Origin of the sequence: Shewanella decolorationis S12 (assembly GCF_000485795.1) — a bacterium.
Taxonomy (GTDB): domain Bacteria; phylum Pseudomonadota; class Gammaproteobacteria; order Enterobacterales; family Shewanellaceae; genus Shewanella; species Shewanella decolorationis.
Window position 1 is genome coordinate 1 of sequence record NZ_AXZL01000067.1, and the last position, 21,310, is coordinate 21,310.

Genomic DNA, 21,310 nt, shown 5'->3' on the forward strand with positions numbered 1-21,310 from the left:
ATGCATTTAACATGGGTAGGTATACAGGCAAAGCCTCAAATGATGATAACCACCTACTGAAGTAGGTGGTTTTGGGCTAAAAATAAAAAACCACCGCAAGGTGGTTTTTTATTATCTGTGAGATCAACACTTAAGCGGTTTAGAGCCCGCCAATCGCATCTTTACACAGTTGAGTGATTCTAGCCCAATCGCCCTGCTCCATCGCATCGGTTGGGGCAATCCAGCTGCCGCCGATACAATCCACATTCTTCAGCGCTAAGTAATCTTTATAGCTGCTTGGCGTAATTCCACCCGTTGGGCAGAAACGGATATCTGCTAATGGGCCAGAGAATGCTTTTAGCGCGTCCACACCACCCGAGGCTTCCGCCGGGAAGAATTTAAAGTGAGTGTAACCAAGCGCCATGCCCGTCATCACTTCGGAGATGCTGGCAACACCAGGGATCAAAGGCACTGGGCCTTGCATCCCGGCTTTAAGCAGTTCGACCGTTGCACCTGGGGTAATAATAAATTGCGCACCGGCAGCAATCGCTTGATCGAGCTGGGCTTCATTTAAAATGGTGCCTGCACCGACAAGCGCTTCAGGCACTTCTTGGGCGATCTTAGTGATAGCTTCAAGGGCGCATGGAGTACGTAATGTCACTTCCAACACGCTGATCCCGCCAGCGACTAAGGCTTTAGCCAACGGCACCGCATGTTCAATCTTGTTAATGACCATAACAGGAACAATAGGGCTGCGTTTAAAAATATCTTGTGGTTGTAATGACCAGTTATTCTCAAGCATTGCGGTATTCTTCCTTTGTATTAATAAAGTTCGTCAATGGCGCTGGTACTGCGCGCACCGGTTTCTGGACTGCTTAAATTTGAACGCAGTGCCCCAAATAGCTCACGTCCCATACCATAGCGTGACTGGCGTAAATCGATTTCAGCGGCGGTTCTCGCGGCAAGTTCGGCATCTGAAACTAATAAGCTCAGCTCACCGGTCAGCGCGTCGACACGAATAAGATCGCCATCTTGCACTTTAGCAATCAGCCCGCCATCGATAGCCTCTGGCGTTAAGTGAATCGCCGCAGGTACTTTGCCCGATGCGCCCGACATACGACCGTCGGTCATCAGTGCCACTTTAAAGCCTTTGTCCTGCAAAGAACCTAACAGCGGCGTTAACTTGTGCAGCTCTGGCATACCGTTGGCTTTTGGCCCTTGGCCTTTAACCACTACCACGCAATCTCGGTCTAACGCGCCAGATTTAAACAGCGCATCGAGTTTGTTTTGATCGTCAATCACCACGGCAGGCGCTTCAACTACACGGTGTTTTTCTTGTACGGCTGAGACTTTAATCACAGCGCGACCCAAGTTGCCCTTAAGCAGTTTTAAGCCACCGTTGTTTTGGAAAGGCGAAGCGACAGACGTTAACACTTCGGTATCTAAGCTCACGGTTGGACCATCGACCCAGCGCAGCTCGCCATCGAGTAATTTGGGCTCTTGGGTGTAGCGACGTAAACCAAAGCCTGCCACAGTATTAACATCCTCATGCAGCAAACCTGCATCGAGTAATTCCTTGATCAGGAAAGCCATACCGCCCGCGGCGTGGAAGTGGTTAATGTCCGCATGACCGTTTGGATAAACACGGGCCAGTAACGGAACCGCGTCAGATAATTCAGAAAAATCATCCCAGTTCACGATAATGCCGGCCGCACGCGCCGCCGCCACAATGTGCATGGTCAAGTTAGTTGAGCCACCGGTTGCCAGTAGCGCCACAATACCGTTCACCACGGATTTCTCGTTAACCACTTCACCGATTGGGCTGTATTGAGTGCCCAGCTCGGTCAAGCGACACACCTGCTTGGCCGCCATTTTATTCAGGGCTTCGCGCAGTGGATCGTCAGGATTCACGAAGGATGAACCCGGTAATTGTAGCCCCATGACTTCGAGCATCAGCTGGTTCGAGTTCGCCGTACCGTAGAAAGTACAAGTGCCAGCGCTGTGGTAAGACTGCGCCTCGGCCTCAAGCAGCTGCGCTCTATCGACTTTGCCTTGGGCAAATTGCTGACGAATACGGGCCTTTTCCTTGTTAGGAATACCCGACTTCATTGGGCCTGCGGGCACAAACAGCATGGGTAAATGACCAAAACTTAAGGCGCCAATCAATAAACCCGGCACGATTTTGTCGCAAATACCCAGCAATAAGGCGCCATCAAACATGTTGTGGGATAAGCCCACCGCCGTCGCCATAGCAATCACTTCACGACTCAGTAAGCTCAGTTCCATCCCAGGTTGACCTTGAGTCACACCGTCACACATAGCTGGTACACCACCAGCGACCTGTGCAACACTGCCCACTTCCTGACAGGCTTTTTTCAGCAGTTCAGGATAGGTTTCATAGGGTTGGTGCGCAGACAACATATCGTTGAATGCGGTAATAATCCCGATGTTGGCTTTGGTCAGTTGACGCAATGCATTTTTGTCATCTGGACTACAAGCAGCAAAACCGTGGGCTAAGTTACCGCAGCTTAACGAGCTACGGTGTACGCCATGGTTACGAGCATCATTTAACGCGGCTAAATACGCCTCACGAGATGCTTTGCTACGGGCAATAATTCTGTCGGTAACAGATTGAACGACTGAGTGCATGAGAGTGACTCCTTAAGCGCTCCAGAACACGTCAACGGGCGTTTTACGCTGCGCTAACACGGCTCTGATGGGCATAGCATTAACATCATCATTTTCTAAGGCTTGACGATATACGGATAATTTCTGTTCCCCGACCAAATGCAGATAAATCTGTCTGCTATTGAGGATCGCATTCTTAGATAATGTGATCCGGCCGTGGGGCGCCGTGGTGGGATTGGTTGCCACACACAGGGCTTGAGTGCTCAAGGCATCATTTAGTTCGGCGCTGCAAGGGAACCATGAGCAAGTGTGACCATCATTGCCCATACCCAGCACCACTACATCGAAGGGACGCGGGAAATTAGACAGCGACTCGGCTGTCATATCTGCGCCCGCTTCTGCGGTGGAAAACATATTCTTCAATCCGCGGAACTTGGCATTGGCCGCACGGTTTTGCAGTAAATGTTCGCGCACTAAACGCTCATTCGATGCACTGTCTTCCACATCTACCCAGCGCTCATCGGCGAGCGTGACATAAACATCACTCCAATCGATAGATTTCATGCTGAGGAGTTCAAACAGTTTCAGTGGTGTTGAGCCGCCGGAGACGACTAAGCTTGCCTTACCACGGGCATCCACGGCCTCTTGCAACTGGCTGGCGATCTTATTCGCCAACTGTTGCTCAAGTGCTGCGGGTGTATCAAAGGATTTAAATACGGTTTCTTTAATCATCGAAGCCCCCTATTCATCCCACGAACGGCCGTCTTTGGTGATCAGCGCGACCGACGCTACAGGTCCCCAAGTGCCCGCAGGATAAGGTTTCGGTTTCTCGTTGCTTTGTTCCCATGATTGGATGATGCCATCCACCCAAGTCCAAGCTTGTTCCACTTCGTCGCGGCGAACGAACAGCGCTTGGTTACCGAGCATGGCTTCGAGCAACAGACGCTCGTAAGCATCGGCGATACGCTCGTTTTTAAAGGTATCCGAGAAACTCAAGTCGAGTTTGGTGGTTTGTAAACGTTGTTTCTGCTCTAGCCCCGGCACCTTGTTCATCATCTGGATCTCAACCCCTTCGTGTGGTTGTAGACGGATAGTTAACTTGTTAGGTGGCAAGTTACGGTAGCTTGAGCGATACAAGTTGTGTGGTGGATTTTTAAAATACACCACAATTTCAGAGCTCTTGAACGGCATGCGTTTACCGCTACGCAGATAAAATGGCACGCCTGCCCAGCGCCAGTTGTCGATATCAACACGCAGCGCCACAAAGGTTTCGGTGTGGGACTGAAGGTTGGCGCCCTCTTCCTCTAAATAGCCTGGCACTGGACTGCCCTTGAGGAAGCCCGCACTGTACTGACCACGGACAGTGTTTTCATACACATTGTCGGCATTGATTGGGCGCAGCGACTTAAGAACCTTCACTTTTTCATCGCGAATACTGTCGGCATCTAAGTTAACAGGAGGATCCATCGCAACCAGTGTCAACACTTGCAGTAAGTGGTTTTGGATCATATCGCGCATCTGACCGGCTTTATCGAAGTAACCCCAACGGCCTTCGATACCCACTTCTTCGGCAACGGTGATCTGCACATGATCAATGGTCCGGTTATCCCACTTAGACGCGAATAACGAGTTAGCAAAACGCAGCGCAATCAGGTTTTGTACCGTCTCTTTACCTAAGTAATGGTCGATACGATAAACTTGGTTTTCTTTGAAGTAGGCAGAAACTTGATCGTTAATCACGCGGGAAGAAGCGAGATCGGAGCCAATGGGCTTTTCGAGTACCACGCGAGAATCGCTATGGATAAGATTTTGTTCGTGTAAACAGCGGCAGATATCGCCAAAAATCGCAGGGGGGGTGGCAAAGTAACTGACCATGACGCGCTCTTCTGGTTTGAGCAATTCATGGAAGGCGCTGTAGCCTGCTGATTCAGTAAAATTCGTGCCGACATAATGGCAGCGGGACAAGAAGCGTTGGAGTGTTTCTTCGCAGAGGGGTTCTTTAACGAAGGTTTTTAGCGCAAGGATGACGAGTTCTCTAAATTCATCCTGACTGAACTCATCTTTAGCAACCCCAATCACTTTGGTGTTTTTATCTAGAAGTTCAGCTTTATCTAGCTGGTATAAAGAAGGTAACAACTTGCGTCGTGCCAAGTCGCCTTTAGTACCAAAGAGTACGAAGTCACAAGCTTTGGCGCCTGATGTTGTTTTGCCCATTGCGTTACGCTCTCCTTTGTATGTCGTGTCCCTTCATGCCAATGAAGAAGTCCACACTTTTGTTGTAATATAACAACAGAATTTGTTAAATGCATCTATTTTTATCAATATTAACAATCTTGCTAACTAGGCACCTAGGGCATAAATCTGATATGCTTTTTGTGCTTAAATTACTGATGATAGTAAATTCTTATTTCAAAAATGTACTTAAAACTTACTTAAGCAATGTCGATTAGTGAGATCCTGAAACAGATCAACAGCACTAAACAAAAATAAATAAAATTACATTCTCAATTTAGCGGACGTACGCGTATGAATACCCTAGAAAAGGTTCAAAAAAGCCTCACCCATTTTAGTAAGTCAGAACGCAAGGTTGCAGAGGTGATCTTAGCCTCTCCGCAAACGGCTATTCACTCCAGCATCGCCACTTTAGCTAAGATGGCAGATGTCAGTGAACCTACTGTGAACCGTTTCTGTCGCCGCTTAGATACTAAAGGCTTTCCTGATTTTAAGTTACATCTGGCACAAAGTCTCGCTAACGGTACACCTTATGTGAGCCGCCACGTCGAAGAAGATGACTCTCCTGAGTCTTACACGACAAAAATTTTCGAATCTTCAATGGCTTCCTTAGATACCGCGCGTCAAAGCTTAGACGTCACTGCCATCAATAAAGCAGTGGATATTCTGACTCAAGCCAAAACCATCTCCTTCTTTGGTTTAGGCGCGTCGGCCTCTGTTGCCCATGACGCCCAGAATAAATTTTTCCGTTTTAATGTGCCTGTCATCTGTTTTGACGATGTTCTGATGCAACGCATGAGCTGCATTAACAGCAATGAAGGCGACGTTGTGGTGCTGATTTCCCATACTGGTCGCACTAAGTCATTGATTGAAATAGCGCGTTTAGCGAGAGAAAACGGTGCGGCAGTGATTGGTATTACGGCTCGTAACTCACCGTTATCCATGGAATGTACACTGCCCGTGACGATGGAAGTGCCAGAAGATACCGATATGTATTTACCCATGGCCTCGCGTTTAGCGCAATTGGTGACTATAGATGTATTGGCGACTGGTTTTACCCTACGCCGCGGCCCGCGTTTCCGTGACAATTTAAAACGTGTGAAAGAAGTGTTGAAAGAGTCTCGTATCAATAAAGATCCGATACTGTAATTCACTTCCTATCTTAAAAAAGGCTAGTGCAAATCGTCCGTCTAGCCTTTTTTAAAGCAAATTTCAGCGATACCTCACAAATTTGAAACATAACTTTAGATCAATTTGATTGTAACTTTACTACATAATTTGGAATTGCATGCTAATATAGTCCCAAGATTTTTTTAACTTTAACGGAGTATCTTATGTTCCGCAGAACCAAAATCGTCACCACTCTGGGCCCCGCCACTGACCGTGACGATAACTTACGCCGTATTATCGCGGCAGGTGCAAACGTTGTTCGTCTAAACTTCTCCCACGGCTCCCCCGAAGATCATCTCAAACGCGCTACTCAAGCTCGCGAAATTGCAAAAGAATTAGGTGTACATGTTGCTATTTTAGGTGACTTACAAGGTCCTAAGATCCGTGTATCTACCTTTAAAGACAACAAGAAAGTCCAACTGAAATTAGGCCAAGCTTATATTCTTGACGCTGAACTCCCCAAAGGCGAAGGCGACGAGAATCAAGTCGGTATCGACTACAAGCAATTGCCAGACGATGTGAATGTTGGTGATATCCTGATGCTCGACGACGGCCGTGTGCAACTGCGTGTTGAACGCGTTGAAGGTCGTAAAGTGCACACGACTGTTACCGTTGCTGGCCCTCTATCAAACAATAAAGGGATCAACAAACAAGGTGGTGGCCTATCGGCTGCGGCACTGACTGAAAAAGACAAGGCAGACATTCTGACTGCGGCGATGATCCAAGTGGATTACTTAGCAGTGTCTTTCCCACGTAGCGGCGCCGATCTGGAATACGCGCGTTCTTTAGCGCAACAAGCTGGCAGCAATGCACTGATCGTAGCAAAAGTAGAACGTGCTGAAGCCGTTGCTAGTGAAGAAGCGATGGATGATGTGATTTTAGCCTCTGACGTCGTTATGGTTGCCCGTGGTGATTTGGGGGTTGAGATTGGTGATGCGGCACTGGTTGCAGTGCAGAAAAAGCTTATTGCTCGCTCTCGTCAACTGAATAAAATCGTGATCACTGCGACTCAAATGATGGAGTCAATGATTTCGAGCCCAATGCCAACGCGTGCGGAAGTTATGGACGTAGCCAACGCCGTACTCGATGGTACTGACGCTGTGATGCTGTCTGCCGAAACTGCAGCAGGTGACTTCCCAGAAGAAACCGTGAAGGCGATGGCAAATGTGTGTATCGGTGCCGAATCTCACCCTAGCGTGAAAGTGTCTAAGCACAGATTAGATGCACGTTTCACTTCAGTTGAAGAAACGATTGCACTATCGACAATGTATGCCGCTAACCACTTAGAAGGCGTTAAAGCGATTATCGCCTTAACTGAGTCTGGCGCAACACCTAAACTGATGTCACGTATCAGCTCATCTTTACCTATCCTAGGTCTATCACGTCATGAGACAACCCTAGCGAAGATGGCACTGTACCGTGGCGTGTTACCGATTTACTTCGACTCAACCATTTATCCTGCCGATGAATTAGCGCAAAAAGCGCTGGAATCATTAACAACTGCGGGTTACCTGCAAAGCGGCGACTTGGTATTAATGACCAAGGGCGATGCGATGGAAACCATCGGCGGCACTAACACTTGTAAAGTGTTGATCGTTGCTTAATCTTTGTTGATTGGCATTAGCTAGACGTAAAGGCTAAGAGTCATCAAGCTTAAAAACAAAAACCACCTCAATTGAGGTGGTTTTTTTATCACTTGTCACGGCTAGAAACGATTGTAGTCGCGCTAGCCGACCCGATTATAGCGCTTCAAAATCGTTCACATTGATGGCCGCTAAACGCAGCTTATCGGCATGTAACAGCTTTTGATGCTCATCTTCAGTAACCGTGCCCTGCTCCAACGCTTTAGCAAATAACACCAAATTAGGCACTTTGGCTGGCAACTCACCGGCGCGTTGTGCTTTCTTGAGCTTCTTGTAAATATCTTTACAGGCATATTGCGCCACGAAGGCCTGTTCAACCTCTGCAATACCACCCACATCGCCTTCAAACTCAGGGCATAGGAAAGTAATACGTTCACGGGCAGGACTTGGTTTTAGCATGCCAGAGACCAATTCGGTCGCCATTTTATCGCTCGGGGCGTTGAAATGGTTGCCGATTGGGAAAATCAGCGCACGTAGCAACCAGGCAAATGGACGGTTCGGGAAGTTACGGATCACCTCTTCGAGCGCTTTAGCCGCTAAATGTAGGCGATTTGCCATCACATAACGCACCGCGGGTAAATCGTCCTGTTGACGGCCATTGTCTTCAAACAATTTTAAGGTGGCAGAGCCTAAGTACAGCTGGCTTAACACATCACCCATACGTGCCGACAGCATTTCCTTACGCTTCAAATCGCCGCCCATGATCAGCATTGAAATATCTGTCATCAAGGCTAATGCCGATGAAATGCGCGACATGTCTTTGTAATATTGCTTGGTTTCGCCGCTCACTGGCGCACTGCCGAAACGGCTGGCAGTCAAGGCGTTGAATAAGGCACTGAACGCGTTGCGAGTGGCGTAACCCATATGGCCCATTAACAGCGAGTCGAAACGCTCGAGCGCATCATGCTCGTTTTCCATCGCCGCGGCTTCCATTTCAGCCAACACATAAGGATGGCAACGGGTCGCACCTTGACCAAAGATCATCAAGGAACGCGTCAAAATATTCGCCCCTTCAACGGTGATCGAAATAGGATTCGACATATAAGGGTGACCTAAGTAGTTTTTAGGTCCTAATTGGATGCCCTTACCCGACTGAATATCCATCGCATCGTTCATCACCGCGCGGCCCAGTTCAGTCATGTGGAATTTGGCAATCGCCGTCACGACTGAAGGTTTAACTTTAAGATCGATACCCGTCGTAGTTAAACGGCGCGCCGCTTCCAATTGATAGGTATTTGCGATAATGCGCGCCAGCGCTTCCTGAACACCTTCAAAGTTGCCAATCGCCATACCAAATTGATGGCGCACATAGCTGTAAGCCGTGGTGGTTTTGGTCGCCATATGGCCAGAAGCCGTAGCCAATGCAGGCAGAGAAATACCGCGACCCGCCGATAAACATTCAACCAGCATGCGCCAGCCTCTGCCCGCAAACTCTGGGCCACCGATGATCCAATCCAGCGGAATAAAGACTTCTTCGCCCTTAGTGGTTCCGTTCATAAACGCCATGTTCAGCGGATTATGACGACGGCCAATCACTACACCTGGATGCTCGGTTGGGATCAAGGCGCAGGTAATGCCCAAATTCTTTTTATCGCCAAGCAGACCATCAGGGTCACGCATCTGGAAGGCTAAACCTAATACGGTAGCCACAGGAGCAAGGGTGATATAACGCTTGTCCCAGGTTAACTTAAGACCTAAGACTTCTTCGCCGTTAAACTCACCGCGGCAAACAATGCCCACATCGGGGATTGCGCCCGCATCACTGCCCGCTTCTGGGCCTGTTAATGCAAAGCATGGGATCTCATCCCCCTTAGCTAATGCAGGTAACCAGCGCTCCTTTTGCTCTTTAGTGCCATAGTGAGTCAAAAGCTCGCCAGGGCCTAATGAGTTTGGCACCATCACAGTGACCGCAGCACTCACGCTACGGCTGGCTAATTTACTTACAATTGTTGAGTTGGCGTAGGCAGAAAACGCACGACCACCAAACTTTTTCGGGATGATCAGCGCAAAGAAGCCTTCTTTCTTAAAGTAGTCCCACAGCTCTGGTGGCAAATCCTTACGGTTATGCACGATGTCGAAATCATCGATCATCTTCAGGGCAGTCATCACCTGATTATCGATAAAGTCTTTCTCTTCAGCCGTAAGAGTGGGTTTACCGTAGCTGTGCAGGGTATTCCAGTTAGGATTACCGCGGAATAGCTCGCCTTCCCACCACACATCGCCCGCTTCCATCGCTTCGCGCTCGGTATCGGATAATGGCGGTAATACTTTTTTAAAGAAGTGAAAAACTGGCTGGGTGATAAATTGCATCCGAAGGCTTTTTACTGCAAACAGCGCAATAATCGCAATCAGGGCAATAATTATAATCGTCAACATAATCAAGACCTTTTATTAAGAAGCCACGGGAACTGATACGCCCGCAGCCATGTAGGGGATCACTTTACGGATCACGGCTTCGATGTCGTTATGCTCACCAAATTCGGCCGCGGCAATATCATTCAGCGCATCGGCTGACGCCATAGTGAAAACAATCGTGCCTAGGGTAAAGTGTAAGCGCCAAAACATTTCAGCAGGAGGAATATGCGGTGCACTGGCGGAAACAGCTTTCACAAAGGTGTCTAAATGCTGCCCATAATGGGTAGTGATAAACCAACGCAGATGCCCTTGGCTTTCAATGTAACCGCGACCCAGCAATTGCAGGAAAATTGTCGTGCCTTCGGTGCGCAGCTCGTTCAAATCCAATAATGGATCGACTAATGCAGAAAGAATTTCCTCTAACGAAGCCTGTGTTGGCGCAGTATGTAAACGCTTTATGGCCGTCGATGCGGCGGGCATAAATACGTCTAAATAACGGGCTAACACGGCGCGGATTAACTCTTTTTTAGAGCCAAAGTGATAATTCACCGAGGCTAAGTTAACCTCCGCCTTGCTGGTGATAAGTCGCAATGACGTCTCAGAAAACCCCCTTTCGGCAAAAAGCTTCTCTGCGGCATCAAGTATTCTCGTTTTTGTATCGGATCGACTTGCCATTCCGTGACCTTGAATTAATTTAAAACACTCGTTTAAATTAAACATTGGTATGGGAGTTGTCAAACGAAAAATGGCCAAATAAGCTGCGCCTTGCTGGCATGGATTAACAGCCCACTCACATCCGTTGCAAAAAACCATGAAAAGTCATCAAGTCCTGTGCAAAAAACACTGTGCTTAGGTAGAATGCTTAACACAAAAACAACAAAGGACTGCAATACATGGCTATTCTATTGAATCGTCCCACCACGCTCGCACTCACTATAGCGCTCACCTTAGGCTTAACCGCCTGTAATGATGCCCAAAGCAAGGCCGAAGCTACTGCAGCGGCACCTGCTGCAACTAATGCCGCCCCCGATAAAGCACAGGCCATCGCCTTTATTCAAGATGCTGAAGCCCAGATGGCACAGCTCTCTATCGAAGCGAATCGCGCCGAATGGATTTACAGCAACTTCATCACCGAAGATACCGCTGCGCTATCGGCCGCAGTGGGTGAAAAAGTCAGTGCCGCTTCGGTCAACTTCGCTACCGAAGCTGCCAAATACGCCAATGTGGAACTCGATCCGGCCAATGCCCGCAAACTGAATATTCTGCGCAGCGCACTCGTGTTACCCGCGCCGCTTGATCCTGCAAAAAATGCTGAGCTCGCGCAAATCAGCTCCGAGCTCAATGGACTCTACGGGAAAGGCAAATACTGTTTCGCCGATGGCAAGTGTATGACCCAGCCAGAGCTGTCGAGCCTGATGGCGGAATCGCGAGACCCAGCCAAGCTGCTTGAGGCGTGGAAAGGCTGGCGTGAAATTGCAAAACCGATGCGCCCGCTATTTCAACGTGAAGTCGAACTCGCCAACGAAGGGGCAAAAGATCTAGGTTACGCTAACCTCTCTGAGTTATGGCGCAGCCAATACGATATGAAACCCGATGAATTTTCGCAGGAATTGGACCGTTTATGGGGTCAAGTTAAGCCCCTCTACGAATCCCTGCATTGTTATGTTCGCGGCGAACTGAATAACGAATACGGTGACGCTATCGCGCCAAAAACAGGCCCTATTCCCGCCCACTTATTGGGAAATATGTGGGCGCAGCAATGGGGTAATGTGTACGATCTCGTCGCCCCAGACGATGCCGATCCTGGCTACGACGTGACAGAATTGCTCGAGCAGAAAGGCTATGATGAGCACAAGATGGTCAAACAAGCTGAAAGCTTTTTCACCTCGTTAGGCTTTGCGCCGCTGCCGGACAGTTTCTGGAGCCGCTCTTTATTCTTACAACCTAAGGATCGTGATGTCGTTTGTCATGCCTCGGCGTGGGATTTAGACAATCTCGACGATATTCGCATCAAGATGTGTATCCAGAAAACCGCTGAAGACTTTACCGTTATTCACCACGAGCTTGGACACAACTTCTATCAACGTGCCTATAAACAGCAGCCTTTCCTGTTTAAAAACAGTGCCAATGATGGTTTCCATGAGGCCATTGGTGACACAATCGCGCTATCTATCACCCCAAGCTATCTAAAACAGATTGGTTTGCTCGAAGACGTGCCCGATGCTTCCAAGGATATTGGCTTATTGTTAAAGCAAGCTCTGGATAAAATCGCCTTCCTACCCTTTGGTTTGATGATTGACCAGTGGCGCTGGAAAGTCTTTAGCGGTGAAATCACTCCAGCGCAATATAACCAAGCCTGGTGGGAATTAAGGGAGAAATACCAAGGCGTTAAGGCGCCGACAGACCGCACTGAAGCCGATTTTGACCCAGGTGCCAAGTACCATGTGCCCGGTAACGTGCCTTATACTCGCTACTTCCTCGCGCATATTCTGCAATTCCAGTTCCATAAAGCGCTGTGTGATACCGCTGGCGATAAAGGGCCTGTGCACAGATGCAGTATTTATGGCAATCAAGCCGCTGGGGAAAAACTCAATAAAATGTTAGAGCTGGGTGCAAGCCAACCTTGGCCTGTTGCCTTAAAAGAAGTAACGGGTACCGAGGGAATGGATGCCAAAGCCGTGCTCGATTATTTTGCGCCGCTTAAAATCTGGCTCGATGAGCAAAACACGGCGGCGAATCGTCAATGTGGCTGGTAATTAAGCCTCAAGTGCCAGTTATATCCGCGCCTTAAACTAAACCGATAAAAATGCCCAACGATGTTGGGCATTTTCTTTTTAAGCTTCGGCATTAATAACGAACGCGAGTAACTATCAGAAAAATCAATGCGCTCACAAACCTATTAACGCCAACCCATTCCCTTACGATTTGCCTCTTTATTCTCAATCTTAAGCTGTTCGGATTTAGTTAGCATCACATACAAGGCGCCCGTACCGCCCTGCTCGGTTTTCGCCGAATGATAGGCCAGTACCATATCAAGTTGAGATAACCAATGGCAGACAGCAGATTTTAGCAGTCCGGCCACGGGTTTACTGTTATGGCCCTTGCCATGGATAAGCATGACACAGCGTTCACCATGGGCCTGCGCCGCTAGCAAATAATTGAGCAACGCCTCACGGGCCTGACTCAAACGGTAGGCATGTACATCTAGCTCCATCTTAATGCTGTATTGCCCAAGCCTTAGGCGCTTAAATACCGCCCCCTGCACCCCTTCGCGCTTAAAACTAGCAATATCATCGGGCGCAATAATCGGGATCAAGCTTAAATCCAAGGGCATACAGGCCAAATAGGCTTCACGTTGCAGCGCTTCACGGCGTTGAAGCTGCTCATCCGTTAATGCCTTAGGTTGTAGATTCACCGCCTTAACATCGCCCTTAAGTGGCACAACTCCCGCCATTTCTTCAAAAAACAGTGCCGATTCATCATCTAGCATGGCAAGCTCCTCCACTCTTAACGCTCAGTGTGTACTTTTAGAACAGAAACACACTTTGTAAACATTCAACCCTTTAGTTCAGCGGGCACCTCCATTATAGTGGCGCCATGAATGCTTGATTAGAATAATGTAATGAGATTTTTGCTGCTAGCCCTGATATGCCTATTGTCGCTTCCAAGCTTTGCTACTCCCACAAAAGCCAAAACTACCACGACTACCGATCAGCTGATCAATGCCAATTATCCGCTGTTCACTAAAGCATTTACCGAGCTTGACCCCGAGGTTACCGCAGAAATCTATTCGAAAGACGCAAGCTATCTCTCTGAAAGTCAAAGTAAAGAAATCTATTATGGGCGCGAGAGTATCGTTGCTATTTACCAGCGATTTTTCGATAAAATCCGCAATAAAAAGGCCCGAATCGATATCGATTTTCGGGTGCTTAACCGTAAGTTATCGGGCAACAGCGCGTTCGACACTGGCTATTATCTAGTGCGTTTTTACCCCGCTGAAGAGACAGGTGAACCTGTGAGTGAATTTGCGGGCAAATTTGTAATTGGCACTCAAAAAGACTCTCAACAGCGCTGGAACGTTACTCTGGATATGAATAACCGTGCCGAACCAAGCTTCTATTTGAATGCCAAACCTGTGCCCAATCTTTACTATGGCCGTCAGTTCCCGCCGTTGCCTGATAGTCAAAAGAAAAAGCAGTAATTGATTATTTTTTAAAGTATTATGAATATAACACCCGATAAAAACTGCTCTTGCGGCAGCCAAAAATCCTACCAAGACTGCTGCCAAGCACTGCATCTAGGCCTCGATTCCGGCGCACAACTGGCGAGTAGTGCTGAGCAATTAATGCGCTCTCGCTACTGCGCCTTTGTGTTGAAAAATTTTGATTATATTATCAAAACGCACCATGCAGATTACCTCGATGGCTTAACCCTTGAACAGCTCCAACAAGGTCCCCATCCCCAATGGTTAGGGCTTGATGTGTTATCCGCCGATGAAACCATTCACCCCGATGGCAGCAAACACGGTACTGTAACCTTTAAGGCGTGGTATAAAATGAGTGGCGCGATTGATGCCATTTACGAGCGCTCGGAGTTTATCTTCGAGCAAGGTTGTTGGTTTTACACTAAAGGCCATCAAATGCATGCCAAACTACCGGGACGCAATGATCCCTGCGTCTGCCACAGCGGTAAAAAGTTTAAGCAGTGCTGCATGAAGGATTAACCAAGTACCAACAGATAAAACAAAAGGCAATCGATTGATTGCCTTTTGTTTTTATATCGCCAGAACGGCTAATCTGAATGGTTAATGGGTGACAAGACTAGGTTCTTTCGCGGCCAATAAGAATTGTGCAAACTCGGGCTCTCGCAGCGCTGGACTGTATAAATATCCCTGCGCCTGATGACAAAAACTCTTGGCTAAAAATGCTTCCTGCTCGGCGGTTTCAACCCCTTCTGCAGTCAAGGAAATATTGAGCGCGCTTGCCATTGCAATAATGGCCGAGACGATTTCTTGGCTTTCGCGGCTAATGGTGAGATCGGAGATAAAGGAGCGATCAATTTTTAACTTACTGATCGGGAACTGTTTAAGATAACGCATCGAACTGTAGCCCGTGCCAAAGTCATCGATGGCCAGCCCCACACCCAGTTCGGCCAATTCTTGACATAAGAGCGTGGCATGGCGAATGTCGCCCATTAATTCCGTCTCGGTGATTTCAAGGATCAGGGTTTTGGGCTTTAAACGATAACGCGTCAGCAGTTGCCAGACTTGCTCATATAGGTTCCCGCTAAAAAACTGCCGTGCAGAAACGTTAACATGCATGCTCAAATCGGCATTATGGTGCTGCCAAATATTGAGTTGTCGACACGCTGCCTCAAGCACCCAACTGCCAATGGCGTTGATCATCCCAGATTGCTCGGCAATATCGATAAAGGCGCCGGGATACAGCACACCTTTTTTCGGATGATGCCAACGGATCAAAGCTTCAGCACCGATATAAGTCCGCTGCTCCAGATCCCGTAAGGGCTGATAATAAAGTTCAAATTGGCGACCGCGAATGGCGCTATGCAAATCACGCTCTATTTGTGCATCTTCCTTAAAGGCACTGAGCAAAGTGCTATTAAACACTTGAATGGCCGTGCCCTTTTTCTTCTTCGCATATTGCACCGCGATATCGGCGCAGGTTAGCGGCGCGAACAGATTCGCCACTGAGGCGATATCGACAACCGCCAGTGCGGGTTTAGGTTCAATTTGCTCACGACCAATTAAAATCGGCATGGCTAAATGCTGATATAGACGGGTACTGAAATAATCGAGATCGTAAACCGCATTATCATCGGTGAGTAACACGGCGAACTCATCACTACCGACACGGGCGATTTCTGTCGCTTTATTGATTTCAGAGAAATGTTTTAAGCGCCGACCAATTTCGATCAGCAAGCTGTCGCCATTTTCGTGACCATAGGTATCGTTAAATCGTTTAAAGGCGACTAAATCGACGAGCAGCAACAACCCCTTGGTGGTTTTCTCTAAAACCCGATTAAAGTGACTGCGATTATTCAGCCCAGTGAGACTACAACGCCAAGCTAAACGCTCAAGCTCCGCCTTATAGTTGTGTTCATCCGTACTTTCTTCGCCCGACACTAAGGCATAATGATTGCCGCGATCGGTGATGAATTGACTGACCACATACTTAAGCCAATATCGACTTCCATCAGCACGATTGAATTGCACTTCGCCTTTGGCCTGCTCGCCTCTGAAAATCTGCGCGAGCGTTTGTTCTGCTAATTCATTGTGCTGCTTAAAAAAAGCTAAATCTCGTAAATTAGAACCTATGCTCTTGTCACGCATAATACCCGTGATGTCCTCATGGGCTTGGTTTACATACTCTACTTTTTCAGTATGTAGATTGATGAGCATGCTCATCTGGCGTGACTGCTCAGTTGCACAGCGAAATAAGCTTAGGCGCTCTTCTTTATCATAGGTATGTTTGGTAGCTAGCGTTAAGGCCAGCTGATCGGCCATTTGGCAAGCAAGATGAATTTCGCTGTCATGCCAATGGTGAGTGACTTGCGCGCGTTCAATGCAGAGCACGCCTTCAAGGTGACCATTAATCCGGATCCCCACATCTAGGCTAGATAAAATTTGCCTAGGGATAAAGTAGCTATCGACTAACTCAGTCAAGCGCGGGTCAATTAAGGTGTTGCCCGCATCAATATGACGATGATTTTTGAGTTCGGTTAAATAGCGTGGGATAAGCTTTAATGAATGCGGACGATGAGTATCTTGCAGCGCCATGGCCCCAAATTGGGCAACAAGGGACTGGCTCGATTGGTCGGCGGAAAAAATCCAAACCGACACCAGCGAAACAGCTAAATTCTGGCAGAGTAACTCAGTGGCTAATTCTGCCGTTTTAGTAAAGTCCCCCTGCTGCTTAGCCGAAGAATGGACTAAAGATTCTAATAAATGCTGATGCTGACGTCGCTTCACTCTGATCCCTACAAAACTTCGTGTTGGGTAAAACGGTACTGCTGCGACTAACACGCCAAAAATAGGCAAGTTAATGGAGCCGATTTATCATTATTTTTGCTGACGCAGATTACACATCTACATGTAAAACAGCAACATCGGCCACACTTTATTACAAATTAACTCTGATTTGTATCACAGAGATCGTGCTATAGCCCATTTTCTAATTGGAAAATCATCTTCTCAACACTGACATCAAAAACGAGTGTTAACGTTGCACCCGCATTATTTGGCACAATATTCCCTTGAGTTTGGCTAAAACGTGCTTGAGCCCGTTCCAGCATATTGGTCGCATCAACCTCAGCTTGCGCCCCGGTAAAGGTCAACTCGAGAGCAGTATCTTGTTCATCAATTACCGCTCCTATATCCACAAAACTGCCACAATCGGTGCAAGTATCGTTCACGGTTGCCGCTTGTCCTGCAATGATACCTTTCATCTGTTTTTCCTCTTTAATGGCTATATAGCTTTATTTAAGGGTGATACATAACCTGCATCAATAACACTTTATTATAGGTAACTGTGGTAATAGAGACTCAGCTTTAGCTCACGCTTATTATTGTGTATCGACACTAGTGGCGGTAATTTAGACAAGAAAATATGTATAAAAACAGACTTAAGCACTCGCAAGGAGTGGCACAAGATTACGTTGAATGGCCAGTTGATCGGCAAAATGCATTACATCCACTTTAGGGGATGGCAACTGCCCACGTTGGCGCAGACGTGTGGTGAGATCGCAGTTGCTCAAGGCTTCAGCCATGGCAATAGGCTCGCCACCACGGATCACTAACGCTTCAGGGCGCAATGCCTGTTGCAACTGAAACGCCCTCGCCCCTTGCTCTGCAAAAACGGCACTGTTGTCGATAACATTCTTATCCGTCGATAAATCTGCCAAAAGTGCTTGCTTCGGCGGTAACTCAAACTGACGTTGAAATTTTTCTGCATTATCGAGCTCTTTTTGCCATTGAAACTGCGCCATGTCCCTCGCATCTGCAGACAATAGCGATAACAACAGGGCGAACTCTCCTCGCCTGTTGTGTTCTATTGCCGCATTTAAGCGGGAGCCTATTTGGGCTTCGTTGATTAAAGGAACATCGATTTGCATAAAAAAACATCATTAAAACAACTCGTTGTTAGTTAATCGACCAGTTGAACCAGAACTTTAGGAAAATTTTCATATTTAGACTTTACATGCCAAAGGTTTCTGACTACTATGGCGGCCGCAATTGAGGAGGGGTTCCCGAGTGGCCAAAGGGATCAGACTGTAAATCTGACGGCTCCGCCTTCGAAGGTTCGAATCCTTCTCCCTCCACCATTTGCACTAACAATTAACGATGCTATAAAAGATACTCGTGGAGGGGTTCCCGAGTGGCCAAAGGGATCAGACTGTAAATCTGACGGCTCCGCCTTCGAAGGTTCGAATCCTTCTCCCTCCACCACTTTTATCTTGTATGGTTCGAAAATCGTTGGTCTGCTGTAAACTTGCTCTACCCTTAAATCCGGCCAAGATTTAAGATAACTTTTAAATCAGACTCGATGAGTCGGACTTAAAAGTTGAAGAAAATATGTGGAGGGGTTCCCGAGTGGCCAAAGGGATCAGACTGTAAATCTGACGGCTCCGCCTTCGAAGGTTCGAATCCTTCTCCCTCCACCATTTCTTTCTTATCACACTTTTTCTCGCGTTATTCACCAAGTTTTCTCACTCGTACTCCCACTTATTCAAACTTATTCTATCGCTTAATCCTATTACCTTTAATCCATAGATTTTGCTGATAAAAAACGCCCCATTCGGAGCGTTAAAGAAAAGTGCGCAGCGCTAAGTGGCCATTAATCGATATTCAGGTATTTGTGGGTTTGAATCGATAAACGCCAGTTGCGGGCAATACACACCTTCATCGCTAATTCCGTCGCCCTTGGTTTTTGGCTGATGGGTTGCAGACAAATCGTTTTCGCTGACACATCAATCCCTTTGAGTAACTCATCGAGTTCATCGATATGATTTTCGGTTGCTATCGGGTGCTTTATCTCGTTGGCGCGGCTCAAGGCCTGCGCTAACACCTTATAACCACCCTTCATATTGATCTTTGGCGAGACAGTCACCCAGGTATCAGCATCGCACTTCACTTCAAAGGTACCACTGGTCTCGATTTGAGTGGCAAAGCCAGCAGCATGGAGCGTGTGGGTTAATTCATGCAGATCGTACATGCAAGGCTCACCACCGGTGATCACCACATGGCGTGCCGTATATCCCTTAGCGTTGAACGCCTCAATAAGACTCTGCGCCGTATGGTTAGCCCAGCGCCCCACGGAACCATCGACGGTGATCACTTGTTCGGGTGACACCTTGTTTTCCTCAAGCAGATCCCAAGTCTGTTTGGTATCACACCAAGCACATCCCACAGGGCAACCCTGTAAACGTACAAAAATGGCGGGCACTCCGGTAAAGACACCTTCACCTTGAATGGTTTCAAAGACTTCGTTGACTGGGTAATTCATGCTTGCGTTCCGTTTTTCTGGGGCGGCATTTATAGAGGATTTTAGCTGCAGCTGCAAGTTTTTACCGCCTCACGCATAGTGTTCCCAAAAGCAATATCCCCGTCGCCACGCGCCAGCAAAGAGTTTGCAAGCCCTAGCGCCTGAGTTACACTTACGCCCTATTTTATGTGTCAATTTAAGTGGATCCTATGTCAGCAGCGTCAGTTTCAAAGGTGGTAGTGGTTTTCAGTGGCGGACAAGACTCAACGACTTGTCTTATTCAAGCCTTAACTCAGTTTGATGAAGTCCACGGGATCACCTTCGATTATGGTCAACGTCACCGTGAAGAAATTGAAGTTGCCAAATCCCTCGCCAAGCGCTTAAAGATCACTAGCCATAAAGTGATGGATGTTAGCTTACTCAATGAGTTAGCCATTTCAGCCCTCACCCGCGATGCGATCCCCGTGTCCCACGAATTAATGGAAAATGGCTTACCCAATACCTTTGTGCCGGGCCGCAATATCCTGTTTTTGACTTTGGCGGGGATCTACGCCTATCAATTAGGGGCCGAGGCGATTATTACCGGCGTGTGTGAAACCGATTTTTCGGGTTATCCCGATTGTCGCCACGACTTTGTCCGCGCGATGGAATCGGCACTGGTGCAAGGCATGGACAAAAAGCTTGAGATCATCACGCCATTAATGTGGCTTAATAAGGCCCAAACTTGGGCGCTGGCCGATAAATACCAGCAACTCGATTTAGTTCGCCACCATACCCTGACCTGTTATAACGGCATTGTCGGTGATGGTTGCGGTGACTGCCCAGCCTGCCATCTTCGCAAACGGGGCTTAGAGGATTATCTGCAAAATAAAGCAGAGGTAATGGCCTCGCTCGACAAGGCAACTGAAACGGGTAAACCGCAGGCGTGAGACTGTTGACGTTAAAAAAACTCGGCCCCTATTGGCTGGCGCTTATCGTCAGCCTGCTCTGCGCGCTCTTATATATTGCGGGGCTTTTTACCCCGAGCATAGATAACCTGCTGGCCTATCGCCGCAGCGCCATCAGTGACGGTCAGTGGTGGCGCCTGCTCACAGGCAATCTGCTGCATACCAATCATTGGCACCTGCTGATGAACCTCGCGGGATTATGGGTAGTGTTGTTTTTGCACCACTTTCATTACCGGCTCAAGGGCTTAACCGCGCTGTTTATCCTGCTTTGTCTATTTGAAGGCATTGGCCTGTATCTGGGTTATCCGCAGCTATTAGGTTATGTGGGGCTAAGTGGCATGTTACACGGCCTATTCACCGTTGGTGCAGTGCAGGATATTCGCCGCAAAATGCGCTCGGGTTATTTGCTGTTGCTCGGCGTGATAGTTAAAGTCGGCCATGAACAGTTCTATGGTGCCAGTGATGATGTGACCGCCATGATTGGTGCACGCGTCGCCACCGAGGCGCATTTAGTCGGCCTGATCTGTGGCTTAATCTGCGCACTTATGGTGTTTGTGTACCAACGAATTAGGGCGTGTTGACGTTTCAGGGTTATTTTTGCAGCAGTTTGGCTGGCTTTTATGCAAGGCAAAGTCCGTGCAGTGTAGTTATTCTACATAAACGGACGATAACGCGGCAGAAATGCCAGCCAAATGCTGCCCGAAGGGTTCGCCTGGCAAGCCCTTGCTCTTTGTCACTCGTCATTTGAGTAGAATAACTACACATCATTCCTCGTTTCGCGAGCATGTGCTTGCCAGAACGAACAAAATCTAATCTCGAAACGTCAACACGCCCTAGATTAGCCAAGGAAACGCAG

The 21,310-nt window shown here is 47.9% G+C and carries 18 protein-coding genes and 3 tRNA genes; 10 read left to right on the forward strand and 11 right to left on the reverse strand.

Features of this window, described 5'->3' with window-relative positions; translation table 11 throughout:
• Positions 1 to 139: 139 nt before the first annotated feature.
• The 4 genes from SHD_RS11205 to zwf are packed head-to-tail and all read right to left on the reverse strand — an operon-like array spanning position 140 to position 4,821.
• Positions 140 to 781: a bifunctional 4-hydroxy-2-oxoglutarate aldolase/2-dehydro-3-deoxy-phosphogluconate aldolase gene (locus tag SHD_RS11205; protein WP_011622806.1), complete on the reverse strand. Its 642-nt coding sequence runs from the start codon at positions 779 to 781 to the stop codon at positions 140 to 142.
• Positions 782 to 801: 20 nt separating this feature from the next.
• Positions 802 to 2,628: a phosphogluconate dehydratase gene (gene edd / locus SHD_RS11210; RefSeq protein ID WP_023267215.1), complete on the reverse strand. Its 1,827-nt coding sequence runs from the start codon at positions 2,626 to 2,628 to the stop codon at positions 802 to 804.
• 12 nt (positions 2,629 to 2,640) lie between these two features.
• Positions 2,641 to 3,339 (reverse strand): 6-phosphogluconolactonase, encoded by a 699-nt coding sequence (gene pgl / locus SHD_RS11215; protein ID WP_011622808.1) that lies wholly within the window; start codon positions 3,337 to 3,339, stop codon positions 2,641 to 2,643.
• A gap of 9 nt (positions 3,340 to 3,348) precedes the next feature.
• Positions 3,349 to 4,821: a glucose-6-phosphate dehydrogenase gene (gene zwf, locus SHD_RS11220; protein WP_023267216.1), complete on the reverse strand. Its 1,473-nt coding sequence runs from the start codon at positions 4,819 to 4,821 to the stop codon at positions 3,349 to 3,351.
• Between the two features lie 312 nt (positions 4,822 to 5,133).
• On the opposite strand from zwf, the gene SHD_RS11225 reads away from it, so the two are divergent.
• On the forward strand, positions 5,134 to 5,988 hold the full coding sequence (locus SHD_RS11225; RefSeq protein WP_011622810.1) for a MurR/RpiR family transcriptional regulator: 855 nt from the start codon (positions 5,134 to 5,136) through the stop codon (positions 5,986 to 5,988).
• A gap of 185 nt (positions 5,989 to 6,173) precedes the next feature.
• Positions 6,174 to 7,613, forward strand: a complete 1,440-nt coding sequence (gene pyk, locus SHD_RS11230) for a pyruvate kinase (protein ID WP_023267217.1) — start codon at positions 6,174 to 6,176, stop codon at positions 7,611 to 7,613.
• Between the two features lie 135 nt (positions 7,614 to 7,748).
• On the opposite strand, the gene SHD_RS11235 is transcribed toward pyk, so the two are convergent.
• Complete coding sequence (locus SHD_RS11235; RefSeq protein ID WP_023267218.1) at positions 7,749 to 10,028, reverse strand: acyl-CoA dehydrogenase; 2,280 nt, start codon at positions 10,026 to 10,028, stop codon at positions 7,749 to 7,751.
• Between the two features lie 15 nt (positions 10,029 to 10,043).
• Positions 10,044 to 10,682 carry a TetR/AcrR family transcriptional regulator gene (locus SHD_RS11240; RefSeq protein WP_039978175.1) on the reverse strand — a complete coding sequence of 213 codons (639 nt, stop codon included), beginning with the start codon at positions 10,680 to 10,682 and terminating at the stop codon, positions 10,044 to 10,046.
• 218 nt (positions 10,683 to 10,900) lie between these two features.
• Between SHD_RS11240 and SHD_RS11245 the strand changes: the two genes are divergently transcribed.
• Positions 10,901 to 12,763, forward strand: coding sequence for a M2 family metallopeptidase (locus SHD_RS11245; protein ID WP_023267220.1), 1,863 nt, complete (start codon positions 10,901 to 10,903; stop codon positions 12,761 to 12,763).
• A 143-nt stretch (positions 12,764 to 12,906) separates the two neighbouring features.
• Here the strand turns inward: SHD_RS11245 and smrA are convergent, their stop codons facing one another.
• Positions 12,907 to 13,497 carry a DNA endonuclease SmrA gene (gene smrA / locus SHD_RS11250; protein ID WP_039978177.1) on the reverse strand — a complete coding sequence of 197 codons (591 nt, stop codon included), beginning with the start codon at positions 13,495 to 13,497 and terminating at the stop codon, positions 12,907 to 12,909.
• Between the two features lie 132 nt (positions 13,498 to 13,629).
• Here smrA and SHD_RS11255 point away from each other — a divergent pair, with 132 nt between their 5' ends.
• Together SHD_RS11255 and SHD_RS11260 are read left to right on the forward strand one after the other, a co-directional pair.
• Positions 13,630 to 14,208, forward strand: a complete 579-nt coding sequence (locus tag SHD_RS11255; protein ID WP_023267222.1) for a YybH family protein — start codon at positions 13,630 to 13,632, stop codon at positions 14,206 to 14,208.
• A gap of 27 nt (positions 14,209 to 14,235) precedes the next feature.
• Complete coding sequence (locus SHD_RS11260; RefSeq protein WP_084294875.1) at positions 14,236 to 14,730, forward strand: YchJ family protein; 495 nt, start codon at positions 14,236 to 14,238, stop codon at positions 14,728 to 14,730.
• Between the two features lie 81 nt (positions 14,731 to 14,811).
• Here the strand turns inward: SHD_RS11260 and SHD_RS11265 are convergent, their stop codons facing one another.
• From SHD_RS11265 to SHD_RS11275, 3 genes are all read right to left on the reverse strand, one after another.
• Entirely contained in the window at positions 14,812 to 16,995 is a 2,184-nt protein-coding gene (locus tag SHD_RS11265; protein ID WP_039978178.1) for a sensor domain-containing phosphodiesterase, read from the reverse strand.
• A 188-nt stretch (positions 16,996 to 17,183) separates the two neighbouring features.
• Positions 17,184 to 17,471 (reverse strand): DUF406 family protein, encoded by a 288-nt coding sequence (locus SHD_RS11270; RefSeq protein WP_023267225.1) that lies wholly within the window; start codon positions 17,469 to 17,471, stop codon positions 17,184 to 17,186.
• Positions 17,472 to 17,648: 177 nt separating this feature from the next.
• The gene (locus SHD_RS11275; protein WP_023267226.1) at positions 17,649 to 18,137 is read right to left on the reverse strand and encodes a VC2046/SO_2500 family protein; all 489 of its coding nucleotides are present in this window, start codon (positions 18,135 to 18,137) and stop codon (positions 17,649 to 17,651) included.
• 125 nt (positions 18,138 to 18,262) lie between these two features.
• Between SHD_RS11275 and SHD_RS11280 the strand changes: the two genes are divergently transcribed.
• From SHD_RS11280 to SHD_RS11290, 3 genes are all read left to right on the forward strand, one after another.
• Positions 18,263 to 18,347, forward strand: a tRNA-Tyr gene (locus SHD_RS11280).
• Between the two features lie 39 nt (positions 18,348 to 18,386).
• A tRNA-Tyr gene (locus SHD_RS11285) sits at positions 18,387 to 18,471 on the forward strand.
• A gap of 130 nt (positions 18,472 to 18,601) precedes the next feature.
• Positions 18,602 to 18,686: transfer RNA gene (locus SHD_RS11290), tRNA-Tyr, on the forward strand.
• Positions 18,687 to 18,859: 173 nt separating this feature from the next.
• Here SHD_RS11290 and queE read toward each other — a convergent pair.
• Positions 18,860 to 19,528, reverse strand: coding sequence for a 7-carboxy-7-deazaguanine synthase QueE (queE, locus tag SHD_RS11295; protein ID WP_023267228.1), 669 nt, complete (start codon positions 19,526 to 19,528; stop codon positions 18,860 to 18,862).
• A 188-nt stretch (positions 19,529 to 19,716) separates the two neighbouring features.
• On the opposite strand from queE, the gene queC reads away from it, so the two are divergent.
• Together queC and rrtA are read left to right on the forward strand one after the other, a co-directional pair.
• A complete protein-coding gene (queC, locus tag SHD_RS11300; RefSeq protein ID WP_023267229.1) occupies positions 19,717 to 20,436 on the forward strand; it encodes a 7-cyano-7-deazaguanine synthase QueC in 720 nt (239 codons plus the stop codon).
• A complete protein-coding gene (rrtA, locus tag SHD_RS11305) occupies positions 20,433 to 21,035 on the forward strand; it encodes a rhombosortase (RefSeq protein ID WP_023267230.1) in 603 nt (200 codons plus the stop codon). The genes queC and rrtA overlap by 4 nt, the downstream gene beginning before the upstream one ends.
• Positions 21,036 to 21,310: the final 275 nt, after the last annotated feature.

Bases quoted from the DNA above. Each gene is read 5' to 3' on its own strand.
- SHD_RS11205 (WP_011622806.1), bottom strand. From the start codon at position 781: ATGCTTGAGAATAACTGGTCATTACAACCACAAGATATTTTTAAACGC.
- edd (WP_023267215.1), bottom strand. From the start codon at position 2,628: ATGCACTCAGTCGTTCAATCTGTTACCGACAGAATTATTGCCCGTAGC.
- pgl (WP_011622808.1), bottom strand. From the start codon at position 3,339: ATGATTAAAGAAACCGTATTTAAATCCTTTGATACACCCGCAGCACTT.
- zwf (WP_023267216.1), bottom strand. From the start codon at position 4,821: ATGGGCAAAACAACATCAGGCGCCAAAGCTTGTGACTTCGTACTCTTT.
- SHD_RS11225 (WP_011622810.1), top strand. From the start codon at position 5,134: ATGAATACCCTAGAAAAGGTTCAAAAAAGCCTCACCCATTTTAGTAAG.
- pyk (WP_023267217.1), top strand. From the start codon at position 6,174: ATGTTCCGCAGAACCAAAATCGTCACCACTCTGGGCCCCGCCACTGAC.
- SHD_RS11235 (WP_023267218.1), bottom strand. From the start codon at position 10,028: ATGTTGACGATTATAATTATTGCCCTGATTGCGATTATTGCGCTGTTT.
- SHD_RS11240 (WP_039978175.1), bottom strand. From the start codon at position 10,682: ATGGCAAGTCGATCCGATACAAAAACGAGAATACTTGATGCCGCAGAG.
- SHD_RS11245 (WP_023267220.1), top strand. From the start codon at position 10,901: ATGGCTATTCTATTGAATCGTCCCACCACGCTCGCACTCACTATAGCG.
- smrA (WP_039978177.1), bottom strand. From the start codon at position 13,497: ATGCTAGATGATGAATCGGCACTGTTTTTTGAAGAAATGGCGGGAGTT.
- SHD_RS11255 (WP_023267222.1), top strand. From the start codon at position 13,630: ATGAGATTTTTGCTGCTAGCCCTGATATGCCTATTGTCGCTTCCAAGC.
- SHD_RS11270 (WP_023267225.1), bottom strand. From the start codon at position 17,471: ATGAAAGGTATCATTGCAGGACAAGCGGCAACCGTGAACGATACTTGC.
- SHD_RS11275 (WP_023267226.1), bottom strand. From the start codon at position 18,137: ATGCAAATCGATGTTCCTTTAATCAACGAAGCCCAAATAGGCTCCCGC.
- queE (WP_023267228.1), bottom strand. From the start codon at position 19,528: ATGAATTACCCAGTCAACGAAGTCTTTGAAACCATTCAAGGTGAAGGT.
- queC (WP_023267229.1), top strand. From the start codon at position 19,717: ATGTCAGCAGCGTCAGTTTCAAAGGTGGTAGTGGTTTTCAGTGGCGGA.